At 57.1% G+C, this 13044-nt stretch carries 11 protein-coding genes; 10 read left to right on the top strand and 1 reads right to left on the bottom strand.

The genetic code is table 11. The features are described from left to right. Positions 1–181 precede the first annotated feature (181 nt). Entirely contained in the window at positions 182–1618 is a 1437-nt protein-coding gene (locus ACR3FB_RS22660; protein WP_480565600.1) for an arylsulfatase, read from the top strand. Positions 1619–1794: 176 nt separating this feature from the next. On the opposite strand, the gene ACR3FB_RS22665 is transcribed toward ACR3FB_RS22660, so the two are convergent. Next, positions 1795–2832, bottom strand: a complete 1038-nt coding sequence (locus tag ACR3FB_RS22665; protein WP_480565601.1) for a LacI family DNA-binding transcriptional regulator — start codon at positions 2830–2832, stop codon at positions 1795–1797. Positions 2833–2959: 127 nt separating this feature from the next. On the opposite strand from ACR3FB_RS22665, the gene ACR3FB_RS22670 reads away from it, so the two are divergent. From ACR3FB_RS22670 to ACR3FB_RS22710, 9 genes are all read left to right on the top strand, one after another. Then, positions 2960–4465 carry a sugar ABC transporter ATP-binding protein gene (locus ACR3FB_RS22670; RefSeq protein WP_480565602.1) on the top strand — a complete coding sequence of 502 codons (1506 nt, stop codon included), beginning with the start codon at positions 2960–2962 and terminating at the stop codon, positions 4463–4465. An 11-nt stretch (positions 4466–4476) separates the two neighbouring features. After that, positions 4477–5496, top strand: a complete 1020-nt coding sequence (locus ACR3FB_RS22675; protein ID WP_170537312.1) for an ABC transporter permease — start codon at positions 4477–4479, stop codon at positions 5494–5496. A gap of 20 nt (positions 5497–5516) precedes the next feature. Next, positions 5517–6563, top strand: a complete 1047-nt coding sequence (locus ACR3FB_RS22680; protein WP_480565603.1) for a substrate-binding domain-containing protein — start codon at positions 5517–5519, stop codon at positions 6561–6563. 119 nt (positions 6564–6682) lie between these two features. Continuing rightward, positions 6683–7444 carry an ATP-binding cassette domain-containing protein gene (locus ACR3FB_RS22685; RefSeq protein ID WP_480565604.1) on the top strand — a complete coding sequence of 254 codons (762 nt, stop codon included), beginning with the start codon at positions 6683–6685 and terminating at the stop codon, positions 7442–7444. 11 nt (positions 7445–7455) lie between these two features. Next, positions 7456–8583: an ABC transporter permease gene (locus tag ACR3FB_RS22690; RefSeq protein WP_480565605.1), complete on the top strand. Its 1128-nt coding sequence runs from the start codon at positions 7456–7458 to the stop codon at positions 8581–8583. Between the two features lie 84 nt (positions 8584–8667). Further along, entirely contained in the window at positions 8668–9819 is a 1152-nt protein-coding gene (locus ACR3FB_RS22695) for a substrate-binding domain-containing protein (protein ID WP_480565606.1), read from the top strand. 74 nt (positions 9820–9893) lie between these two features. Then, the gene (locus tag ACR3FB_RS22700; RefSeq protein WP_480565607.1) at positions 9894–10856 is read left to right on the top strand and encodes a YncE family protein; all 963 of its coding nucleotides are present in this window, start codon (positions 9894–9896) and stop codon (positions 10854–10856) included. Further along, the gene (locus ACR3FB_RS22705) at positions 10853–11857 is read left to right on the top strand and encodes a 4-hydroxythreonine-4-phosphate dehydrogenase PdxA (protein ID WP_480565608.1); all 1005 of its coding nucleotides are present in this window, start codon (positions 10853–10855) and stop codon (positions 11855–11857) included. The genes ACR3FB_RS22700 and ACR3FB_RS22705 overlap by 4 nt, the downstream gene beginning before the upstream one ends. 10 nt (positions 11858–11867) lie before the next feature. Then, positions 11868–13043, top strand: coding sequence for an L-rhamnonate dehydratase (locus ACR3FB_RS22710; RefSeq protein WP_480565609.1), 1176 nt, complete (start codon positions 11868–11870; stop codon positions 13041–13043). Position 13044: the final 1 nt, after the last annotated feature.

Genomic DNA, 13044 nt, shown 5'->3' on the forward strand with positions numbered 1-13044 from the left:
TCCGCTTTTTACGAATTGCCACCGGACCGCTTCGCTTGCTGGCTACTCTGGACCTGAAAGTTGCTGTTCGTTCAAGATGCAGCCAAAGTTCAAAGCGAGCCCTTAGAAGACGGTCATTTTTTGACCGCAGGCATCCAATTTCGCCAGTCTCGAACGAATGATATCTATAGGGAGCGTCATCATGAAGCGGTTTTCGCGAACATTCCTACTGTTGCTTTCTCTTCTAATTGGCACTGTCGCCTCAGCTCAGGACAAGCCCAATATAGTCTTTATTTTTCTCGATAACTTTGGGTGGGGTGAGCCAGGGTTCAATGGTGGAGGAATAATTCGCGGCACCGCCACTCCGCAAATGGATGCTCTGGCCGCTGAGGGCTTAAGGCTTACGAATTTCAACGTCGAGAGTCAGTGCACGCCGTCCCGCGCAGCGACCATGACAGGACGATATGGCATTCGGGGCGGAAACCATACAGTCCCACTTGGGGGTGGCGTTTACGGTCTGACTCAGTGGGAAGTCACGATGGCCGAGATGCTCAAAGACGCTGGATACAACACGGCCATGTACGGAAAATGGCACCTTGGATGGACCGAAGGGCGCTATCCAACGAATCAAGGATTCGACGAGTTTTACGGTGTTGAAACCACGGACGTTACAGTCTGGCGCACGCTTCCGGGATTTGCTGAAGCCAACATGGAAGAGCCAGTTGTGATGCAGGGTATTGCAGGCGAACCGGCGACCGTTGCGCGGGACTACGATCTGGACTATCGCGGCGAGATAGATGGCGACCTGACGAAAAAGGCCATCGAATTCATCGAAGCTGAGAGTGCCGCAGACGCGCCGTTTTTCATCTATCTTGCATATACGCAGACCCACTATCCAAACATCGCGTCCGAGGAGTTTGGTGGCGCTACTGGAAACGGCGTCTGGGCCGACATTCTACTTCAAACAGATAGCTATGTTGGACGTATCGTTGATGCGATCGAGGCGGCAGGCGTTTCCGACGAAACCGTGGTGATTTTTACTGCAGACAACGGCCCCGAAGCTCTTCCGGTTGGAAACGCCAATGTCTCGCCGGTTCCTGCGGTACATGGTACTGCAGGGCCTTGGCGCGGCACTCTGTTCACCAGCCTCGAAGGCAGCATGCGCGTGCCTTTTGCGATCAAGTGGCCTGGAAAGATCCCCGCTGGTTCAGAAAGCAACGACGTAGTCCACTCGATGGATCTTTTTCCAACGCTGGCGGCGTTTGCAGGAGGCAAAGTGCCGGACGACCGGGCTTTTGATGGCATCGACCAGTCCGAGTTCTTTCTGGGCGTCCAGCCGAGATCGAACCGAGAAGGCGTGATTGTCTACATGGGCGAGCAGATATTCGGTGTAAAATGGAAGGATTGGAAAGTTCTGTTCAAAGAGAACACAACGGCCTTTGGCGCGACGGAGTCTTTCGACACACCAAGGGTCTATAACCTTCTGAATGATCCACACGAGCGCGAAAGCGTTCTCTTCCCGCACACATGGGCGGCCGAAAAGGCGCTGCCGCAGTTGCAGGAACACCTTGCTACATTCGAGGAGTTTCCTCCGATCCCCCCAGGAACGCCGGATCCCTACGAACCAACCAATGACTGAATGGCGGCTTTGTTCGCTCTGCCGACCGCTGAAAGTGACGCAGCTTTGGGCATGCAGCGAGTAGCTAGTTCGAAGGGTCGCATCCCGGCGTACTCGCGAACGGTGGTATTGGGCCGGGAAAGTCAGGCCACATTTCTTGCACCGCCTTAACGGCTATTCCCAACTTACCCATTCGGTCAGGTTTTTCCTACCGTACTCCCAGGAATAAGCCGAAATCCGACGTCCTTGGTGGACTTCGTTGGCTCCCCATTTATTTGGGCCAGAACCATCTCGGCTGCGATCTGTCCAATCTTAAGGTGGGGTACTGCAATTGACGTCAACCGATAGGGTTGAATCGCTGAAATGGGTAAGTCGCCCCATCCGGCAATTCCAATGTCGTTCGGAACGCTCAATCCGATTTTTTGAGCATAGTGAAGCCCGCCAATCGCCATATTGTCGTTCTGGTAGAAAACAACTTCGATATCGCGGTGGGAGGCAAGCAGCTGCTCGGTGCCGTAAAATCCGGTATAGAAGCCTGGCGTGTCCTTCAGCAGTAGTTGTTTTTCAAGCCGCCCGTTTGCATCTTCGATGGCCTTGGAAAAGCCGTTCAGACGTGCGGTTGCGGCATTTGCGACGTCATGTGAAGTGCCGACATAGCCGAACTTTTGATACTCCATTCCAGCCAGATAACGACCCATACTGTAGCCGCTGTCAAAGTGGTTGAGCCCCACGCACATGTCCAACGGGCTTGAATTGAAATCCCAGATTTCGACCAACGGGATACCTGCGCCTCGCAGCATCTGGATCGCTTTTTGGCTGTGCGAGCGACCTGTGATAATCAGCCCGGCAGGTTGCCAGGACAGCACGGTCTCGATCCATTTTTCCTCATGGTCGATTTCGTGCTCGGTGAGGCCGAGCACAGTCTGGTGCCCGAAAGCGCCGAGTTTGCGGTCGATGCCCTCCAGAACCTGCGCGAAGATTTCGTTGCCCAATTCGGGGATGCTGACCCCGACAAAAGTAGATTTCTTGTCACCCGCGAAAACGGTCGCCAAGCGATTCGGCAGGTAGCCCAATCTGTCCACTTCGGCCATGACCTTGGCCCGCGTTTTTTCCGAAAACCCACCTTCGTCGCGCAGGACTCGGCTTGCAGTCATTTTCGACACGCCCGCAGCCTTTGCAACCTCGGCAAGGCTTACTTTGTTGGTTTTGCTTGATTTATCAGTGTCACTGCTCATTTACGTTACGGGTAACTCTTTTTTATTGACAATGGCCGGGTCTGTGCGAATGCTAACGTAACGTTACGGGTAACTCAATACGATGTTGAGGAGCATCAGGGTCACCCAGGTCCAGGAGGAGACTGCCGTGCCCGGCACTGCGCAAAACAATCTGTTCTTTGACGGGATAAAGAAGCATTTCGGAGGCACCTATGCGTTGCGCGACGTGTCTCTGAATGTTGAACGCGGTGAGATTGTTGCGCTGCTGGGCGAAAACGGGGCGGGCAAATCGACCCTCATCAAAATCCTTGGTGGCATTCACAAGGCGGATGAAGGACGGGTTCTGATCAACGGTGAGCCATACGAACATCGCCCAGGTGGGTTTGGGGAACGTCAATCCGTTGCCTTTATCCACCAGGATCTGGGCATGATCGAATGGATGACCGTGGCGGAGAATATCGCACTTGCCTTGGGCTACTCCCGCAAAAGCGGTCTGATTAATTGGAGATCCGTGGAGAGCTTTGCTCAGGACGCGCTGGACAAGGTAGGCTGTGAATTCGACCCAACCACGCGGGTACAGGACTTGTCGCGGACCGAGAAGTCTCTGGTTGCCATCGCCCGTGCTTTGGCCGTTGATTGTGATTATCTGGTGCTGGATGAACCAACTGCATCACTACCAGCGGATGAGGTCGAGCGGCTGTTCGAAGCGTTGCGCCCGTTGAAGGAACAAGGCGTCGGCATGATCTACGTGTCGCATCGGCTGGACGAGATATTTCAGATTGCTGACCGGGTTGCCGTGCTACGAGATGGCGAGATGGTCGGTCTGCGCAGCATCGGCCACACCACACCCGAAGAACTGGTATATATGATCGTCGGTCGCAAGACTCGGCAGGTGATGAAGCCAGATACGCCTCCGGGTGCGACGCTGCTTGAGGTGTCTGGCCTGAACATGGAAGCAGCGCATAACGTCAGTTTTAAGTTGCAGACGAATGAAATCGTCGGGCTTGTCGGGCTACGCGGGGCAGGTCATGAAAATGTCTCTCGTGCGCTATTCGGGTCGGAAGGGTTTAGTGGCCAGATAGCCCTGCATGGTGAAACGCCTGACCTGAGCTCTCCGCAGACTGCGATGGCCTCTGGGATCGGCTTGGTGGCGCGGGACAGAACCGAGGAATCGGTCGCCATGTCACTGACCATCCGCGAGAACACGTTCCTGAATCCGGCGGCCATTGGGCGGTCACTGCTATCTTTCATGGGCCACCGCGCCGAGACAGAGAGCGCCGCGCGGATCGGTGCCGATGTGGCCTTGTCTCCCAATGATCAAAGCATGACGATTGAGAGCCTGTCGGGCGGGAACCAACAAAAGGTTGTCATTGGACGCTGGCTTGAAACCAAACGCAAGCTGTTGATCTGCGAAGACCCGACCGCAGGTGTCGATGTTGGGGCCAAAGCGGAAATCTACGCGCTGTTGAACCGTGCGATGGAGGAGGGCGTCGGCATTATCGTCGTTTCAACCGACTTCGAGGAAGTCGCTGCCATCTGCCACCGCGCCATTGTCTTCAGCCAGGGTCAGATCGTGCGCGAATTGACCGGTACCGAACTGACCACTGAAAACCTGATACAGGCTGCCTCGGCCTCGAACGCCGTGGCAAGTTAAGGAATACGACTATGCAATCGCTTGAATCCAATGCGCTGGAACCGACCAAGGCCGAGTTGAAAGATGCCTCGTTAAAAACTCGAATTCTCAGGTTCCTGCCGGTTTACGGGCTGGTTTTGCTGACAGGTTTTCTGATCATCCTGTTTTCGATCCTTCTGCCAAACACCTTCCCAACGCTTCTGAACCTACGGGCGATTATCTCGGACAAGGCGATCATTGCGCTCCTGTCGTTGGGGGCGATGATACCGATGGCGGCAGGCCGCATCGACCTGACGGTCGGGTATGGGATTGTACTATGGCATATCCTGGCGATCTCTCTACAGACCTTGTACGGCATCCCATGGCCGATTGCGGTGGCGATTGTTCTGTTGCTGGGTCTGCTGACTGGCTTCCTGAACGGTCTGCTGGTCGAGGTCGCCAAGATCGACAGCTTTATTGCCACGCTGGGAACAGGCACGGTCCTGTATGCGCTGGCGCTTTGGCACACGGGCGGACGTCAGATGGTCGGCGCGTTGCCAGAGAGTTTCTATGCCATCAACGGCACTTTTGTATTCGGCCTGCCCATCACAGGCTTCTACGTGCTGGGGATCACGGTCGCGATGTGGCTGATCCTGGAATACACGCCGATTGGTCGGTACCTCTATGCGATTGGAGCCAATCAGCGCGCCGCACAGCTGAACGGTATTCCGACCCGGAAATTCGTCATTGGCGCTTTCATGTCATCGGGGCTGATCACTGCCTTTGCGGGCGTGTTGCTGGCGTCGAAGTTGCGGATCGGGCAAGCCTCGGTCGGTCTTGAATTCCTGTTACCTGCTTTGGTCGGGGCCTTTCTTGGGTCCACAACCATCAAGCCGGGACGCGTGAATGTTTGGGGAACAGTCGTGGGTGTCGCGATCCTGGCTGTTGGTATCTCGGGCATTCAGCAATTCGGTGGATCCTTCTGGGTCGAGCCGATGTTCAACGGTGTCACGCTGCTGATCGCAATCGGTATCGCCGGTTACGCTCAGCGTCGCAAAGGCGCCAAAAAGTAAACAGCATAAGGGAGGAGATTATGCTGAAACGGACTTTCATGGCGGTATCCGCTGCCGCGCTTCTGACAGGTTTGGGATTTCCGGTGAACGCCGAGACGGCGTTCGACGGCCCCACCAGCGGACCAACAGCCGCCGAGGGTAAATCCATTGTTGTCGTTGCTGGCGACCTCAAAAACGGCGGTATTCTCGGTGTCACCAATGGTGTCGAGGAAGCAGTTGGCACCATTGGCTGGGACGTGCGCGTGCTGGACGGTGCCGGGTCCATTCAGGGCCGGACCGGAGCCATCGGGCAGGCACTGGCCCTGCAGCCGGATGGGATAATCATTAATGGCTTTGACGCCATTGAGCAGCAGGCCGCGTTGGAAGGCGTTGTCAGCGCAGGCATTCCGATGGTCGCCTGGCATTCCGGGCCCAAGATCGGATGTGATGCGCCCGGGGGCATCTTTGCCAATGTCTCGACCGACGCGATGACCGTTTCCGAAGTCGCTGCGGAATGGGCGATGGAAGACGGCGGCGACGGAGTGGGGGCGATAATCTTCACCGACTCGACCTATCAGATCGCGATCGACAAGGCCGACCGGATCAAAGAAACCATCGAAGCTGCGGGCGGTACAGTGTTGGAATATGTCGACACGCCCATCGCCGATACCTCGGCCCGAATGGGACCTTTGACCACGAGCCTGCTGCAGAAGTACGGCGACCAGTGGACCCACGCGCTTGCGATCAACGATCTGTATTTTGACTTCATGGGGCCGGCATTGGCGGCGGCGGGTATCTCGTCCGACGACGGGCCCCAAGCGGGCTCGGCTGGTGATGGCTCAGAGGCTGCCTTCCAGCGTATCCGCAGCGGCAACTACCAGACAATCACCGTGGCCGAGCCACTCAACCTGCAAGGCTGGCAACTGGTCGATGAACTGAACCGTGCCATTCAGGGCGAGGCATGCTCGGGCTATGTCACGTCGCCCGCACTGGTGACCGAGGAAGGTCTGGCCAAGCTGGGCGATAGCAATCAGTTCGACCCGGACAGCCCTTATCGCGAAGCCTACGCAGAGATCTGGGGCAAATAACCGATCCGGTGGTCCTGGCCTGAATTGGCGAGGGCTCCGCTCGAAAAGATGACACAGCGCAAAGCCAACTCAGCGGTCTTTCGACCGCCATGGCGGAGCTTTGCGCAAAGGAGGAAACCATGAGCGAACAGCCATTGGTTCAAATGCTGGGAATAACCAAACGCTTCGGCGGGGTGACCGCGCTGCAAGATGTCGACCTGATGGCCTATGCAGGGGAAGTGCTCGCCATCGTCGGGGACAACGGAGCGGGTAAATCCACTCTGATCAAGATCCTGACCGGAGTGTATCAGCCCACCGAAGGCCACATCCTGATGGATGGAAAACCGTTGGAGATGGCCAGCCACTCTGACGCAATCGCAAACGGGATTGATGCGGTTTACCAGACCCTCGCGCTGGCCGATCATCTTTCCCCTGCTGCGAATATGTTTCTGGGCAACGAGCTGACCAAAAACGTTTTCGGCATCCCGTTTCTGGACAACAAACGCATGAAGTCCGAGGCCGCCCGGGTTCTGGAAGAACGTCTTGGTGTCCGGCTGCGGTCGATGGATGTGATGACGGAAAGCCTGTCAGGCGGTCAACGCCAGGCGGTCGCGATCTCGCGCGCGGTCTATCACGAAGACCTGCGCTTGCTTGTGATGGACGAACCTACCGCAGCTTTAGGTCCCCAGGAAACAGCGCGGACACTGAAGCTGATCAAGGCGCTGCGTGAACAGGGCCTTGCTGTGATCCTTATTTCGCACTCGCTGGATGACGTGTTCGAAGTGGCCGACCGCGTGCATGTGCAACGCCGGGGCCGCGCCGTTGGCGTTGTCAAAACGGCGGAGAGTTCCGTTCAAGATGTTCTGGGCCTGATTGTCGGTGTCCAGGATGCAGCTGCGTGAAGGAGAACGATATGTCCGCGGCGATGACAAACACTGAACAAAGAACAATCATGGATCGATTGGAGCCCTATCTGGCCTTTATCGGGCCAATGGTGATGATCCTGGCCATTCTCATCTTCATGGGGATCGCGGAACCGGCTAGGTATTTCCGCCTGACCAACCTCAATCTGATCCTGCTGGATGCCGCGCTCTATATGCCGATGGCAATGGCGATGACCTTTGTCATCACCCAGCGCGGGATTGACCTGTCGATAGGCTCGATTGCGGCGCTGTCGGCCATTCTCATGGCCTTTCTGGTGAAGCAATATGGTTTTCCGGCCTGGGTAGCTTTTCCTCTGGCGATCGTGCTGGGCGCAATCATGGGATTGATCAACGGTCTGGTTATTACCCGTTTCAAAGTGCCGGACCTGATCGGAACGCTGGCGATGGACCTTGTGTATCGCGGCCTGGCACTGGTGATTGCAAAAGGTCTGGTACTCGCGCGGTTCCCCGACCTGATCACTGAAATCGGACGTGGCCAGATTCCGGGCTTTATTCCTGTACCGGTGGTGCTGGGCTTGATCACAATGGCAATTGGCTATGTCGTGCTGACACGCACCTATTTTGGGCGCTACACGATTGCTATTGGCTCGAACCCGGAAGCAAGTGAAATGACCGGCGTGGCTGTCGATCGGCACAAGATCTATGCCTATGTGCTGATGGGTGCCGCCGCAGCGATGGCTGGTGTCATGCTGACCGGAAAGCTGAACGCCATTCAGGCGACCTCGGCCCCGTATTTCAACCTGCACGTCATTGCGGCGGTTGTCGTGGGCGGCACGTCCCTGTTCGGTGGACGTGCCTCGATGCTGGGCTCTCTGGCCGGTGTGCTGTTGCTGTCGATGATGATCAACGCGCTGGTGACCCTGCGGATCGAGTTCTTTTGGCAATCCGTCGCCTCGGGCGTGGTGATTGTCAGTTCAGTCGCGCTCTACACCTGGATGCAAAAGAAAGACCGCGACGGGGCGCATGGCCTTCTGGCGGGTTTGCGCAGCAAAGAGGCGCAAAAGCTGATCCGCTTCTCTGCCGCTCTGATCGGCGCACTAATCCTGTTGCTTGCCCTAGGGGCGGGACTGGCAACCGAGCCTACGCCAAGCGGCTAAGGCAAACAAAAGTGGTGCGCCCGGAGGTAGGAGTCCTGGCGCACCTGCAAGGCCCCACAATGTTCGCGAAAGGGAGGACTTACCGTGAAACAATTGAACAAAGTACTACTGACGACAAGCGCATTTTGCCTTTGTGCCACCGCAGCCTTTGCTGATGGGCACGGAAAGCTACCGCTTAAGGAACTGCCGGGTATCGAAGATCGGGACTACTGGGTCCCGGGCGAGGTTAACGCCGACGGCAAGTTGGAAGCCTTGCAGGCGATGACAGGGGCCGAAGCGGTCAAGTATGAAGGCACTCAGGATGCACCTTTGCAGATCGCACTGATCTATCCTTCTGCTGACACCTCCGACTTCTGGGCGCGCAACTATCTGGCGATGACCAAACGTCTGGACGAGTTGGGCATCGAGTATGAAACCACCGAATTCGCCAGCCGTCAGATCGAACACAGCCTGCAATCGACCTATGCCAATCAGGTGGTTCAAGATGCGGACCTGTATGATTTCGTGATCTTCGGCCCGTCGGAACTGGCCATTCAGGCTGACAATATCGAGAAGATGGCCGGAAATGACGGGTTTGCAACCTTCGTCTGGGCCTTCCACACGCCGCCGAAAGAGCTGAAAAACCAGCCTGATGCGTGGTTCGACTTCAGCTCAGCCGCCGGTGCTCTGACCATGTGCGACTACATGCTGGAACGGCTGGGCGGTGACGTCACGATGGCGATGAACCGCGGAATTCCTGGCATTACCGACGACCAGCGGTCAGGTGATTTCAAGGCCTGCGTCGAAGAGAAAGGCAACTGGACCACCGTTTACGAACATTACGGTGAGTACCAGCGCGAAGGCGGCTTTGAGGGCACCAGCCTGATCCTGCAAGCCTATCCCGAAGCCACCATCATCCACAACGCCAACACCGCGATGGCCATGGGGTCGGTCGAAGCTCAGCTTGCGGTCGGCAAAGAGAAAGACGTGTTCTCGACCGGTTGGGGCGGCACCGGCCTTGAGCTGGACGCCATTCGCCGGGGCGAGCTGGACGCAACGCCCATGCGCATGGGTGACGATGTGGGCGCGGCGACAGCCGAAGCGATCAAGGCGCATATGGAAGGCCGGCAGGACGAACTGCCCTTTGTGTTCTTGGGCCGTATCACCGTCGCGCATGACCAGATGAGCGCTGAGGAGATTGATGCGCTGGAACAGGAAGCGTTCCGGTTCTCGGGCGTGGGCGCATTGGAGCGCTAAGAAACCCGCTTGTGGCTGGCCCAAACGGGACCGGCCACAGGCGCCTGAAGTAACCAAAGACGGAGAGAGCCCGAATGGCGCAATCCATGATGTTGATTGAAAAATGCAGCCATTGCGTAAGCTGGTATGACATTGAAACCGGCGCCCGGCAGGGGCGGTTGGATTTGCCGCATTTCCCTCATGAATTCGTGGTCGATGACGAGTTTCACTATGCCTATGTCGGTCATTACGGCGTGCAGAATTCCGGTATCGAAGGCACCGATGGCCGATCCGTGATTGTGATCGACATCCGCAAACAGGAAATCGTGCACAGTTATGATCTGGGCGAACATGCGCGCCCGCACGGGATTGGGCTGGACGGGCAGGGGCGTCTTTACGTGCTGTCGGAATGGACAGGCCATCTGCTGGTCAAGGAAAACCCGCGTGCCTTCGATCAAGGCTGGGATCACATCACCCCTACTGGTGGCACCAAGTGTCATCTGTTCGCGCTGACCAAGGACGGACATACAGCCTATTCAATGAACCTGACTTCAGGCGATGTGACCGTGTTCAATCCCTATAATGCGTCGGTCGCGCCGATCTCGATCAAGACGGGTGAGAAACCCGAAGGGCGCTGCCTGCGGGAAGAGGCACAGACGCTCTATACCTCGCAGCGTATCTCGAACACCGTCGCCGTGGTCAACACCGACACGCTTGAGATCGAGCGCACCTTTCCAACGCCAGATGATCCCTGCCGCATCTACTACGACGAGAAACGCAACCGGCTGGTGACGATGAACCATTTCGGGGGATCGTTCTCGGTATTCGATGAAGCCACGGGCGAGATGTTGCACGAACAGAAAACACCCGCGAACCCCCTGGCGCTGTGCATCGATGATGAGGCCGCCTTTGCCTATATAGCCATCGATTGCGAACAAGTGCAGCGGTTCAACCTTGATACGTTCGAGGTGGTGCAGACCTTTGACACGGGCAAGGAACCGGACGTGATGGTCATCCTGCCTAACGGATTTTCGAAACACTGGGAGAACGCGGCATGACCAAGCCTCGTATCGCTATTGTGCCCGGCGACCCTTCGGGGATCGGACCGGAACTTATCGCCAAACTGCTCAATCAGGACGGCGTGCAGGAGGCCGCGGATATTGTGCTTGTTGGAGACAGTCACCTGTGGAAGCGCGGCGCGGAACAGGCTGATCTGAACGTGCCGATCAACACGGTGGATGCAGTGGCAAATCAACCGGGCCTGTCACACTTTGAACTCGACACCATCGCGCCCGAGGACGTGAAGATCGCGGAGGTCACCGTCGAGGGCGGTACGACGTCGCTCCGCTGTCTCGACAAAGCAATGGATCTGGCGATGGCGGGAAAGGTGGATGGTATCCTGTTCGGCCCGTTCAACAAGGCCGCTATGACCGCCGCCGGGCTGAATGCCGAGGATGAGCATCGCTATATGGCGCGCTACATGGGGCATACCGGCTATCACTCTGAACTCAACGTTCTTGATGAGCTGATGACGACCCGCGTGACCTCACATATCGGGTTGAAGGATGTGGCGGCCAATATCACCGAAACCGGGATCCTGAAGGCTGTCAGTTTGGCCAATGACACGCTGCGCAAAGCGGGCAACGCGCGCCCGAACATCGCCGTAGCAGCCCTGAACCCCCACGCTGGGGACAATGGCAAGTTTGGTCGAGAAGAGATCGACATCCTGGAGCCCGCCGTGCGCAAGGCTCAGCAGAAACAGATGAATGTGACCGGCCCGTGGCCCTCGGACACCGTGTTCCTAAAGGCGCAGCGGGGCGAGGTCGATGCGGTAGTGACCATGTATCACGACCAGGGCCAGATCGCGATCAAGCTGATGGGGTTTGAGCGCGGCGTGACCGTGGCCGGCGGCTTGCCCATCCCGGTCGCAACCCCCGCGCATGGCACAGCCTTTGATATCGCCGGACAGAACAAGGCCAATCCGAGCGCAACACGGCAGGCGTTTGATCTGCTGGTGCGCATGGCGAAAACACATCGCGACGAACGCAGCGCGGACTGAGGAGACAAAGATGACCAAAATCAAATCCGTGCGCACGCGCGTCTGGAACTGGACCGGGCCTACCGTGCCGCCGACGGGCAATTTCTGCACCAATGCCTCGGACGTTCTGTACGAAAAAGGCGATGCGATGTCGTCTTTCCGGTTCCACCAATGGCTAACCTGCGAGATCGAGACCGAAGACGGCACCATCGGTATCGGCAACGCGGCCTTGGCTCCTTCGGTGGTCAAGGCGGCCATTGACGAATGGTTTGCTCCGCTGGTGATCGGCGAAGACCCGTTCGACTATGCTTACCTCTGGGAAAAGATGTACCGCCGCAGCCATGCGTGGGGGCGCAAAGGGATCGGGATGACGGCGATCTCGGCCGTCGATCTGGCGATCTGGGACCTGATGGGCAAGCTGGCGGGCAAACCGGTTTTCAAGCTGCTGGGTGGTCGCACGAAAGAGAAAATCCCCGTCTATTACTCCAAGCTTTATTCCGGCCCCATCGACGTGATGCAGGCCGAAGCCGCCGAGGCGCAAAAGAACGGCTATTCCGCCTACAAGATGCGGTTCGGCTGGGGCCCCAAAGATGGCATGGCCGGGATGCGCGAAAACCTCAAACGGGTCGAGGCCGTGCGCGAGGTCATCGGCTATGACGTCGATCTCATGCTCGAATGCTACATGGGTTGGAATCTCGACTACACTAAGCGGATGCTGCCGAAATTGGTTAAGTATGAACCCCGCTGGCTGGAGGAACCGGTGATCGCCGACGATGTCGAAGGCTACCGCGAACTGAATGCGATGAACATCGTGCCGATCTCGGGCGGTGAACACGAATTCTCGGTCATCGGCTGCAAGGACCTGATCGGGAAAAAGGCGGTTTCGGTGCTGCAATACGACACCAATCGGGTGGGCGGCATCACGGCGGCGCAGAAGATCAACGCGATTGCCGAGGCATTTCAGGTGCCCGTGATCCCCCATGCAGGCCAGATGCATAATTACCATCTGACCATGGCCAACGCCAATTGCATGATCAGCGAGTACTTCCCCGTCTTCGATGTCGAGGTCGGAAATGAGCTGTTCTACTACATCTTCGAAGGCGATCCGGAGGCAGTAGATGGGTTCCTTAATCTGGATGACAACAAGCCCGGTCTGGGGATTGAGATCACGGATAAATACCTGAAACACTTCAAGATTACGGAGTAAT

This window comes from Ruegeria sp. AO1 (genome assembly GCF_056535985.1).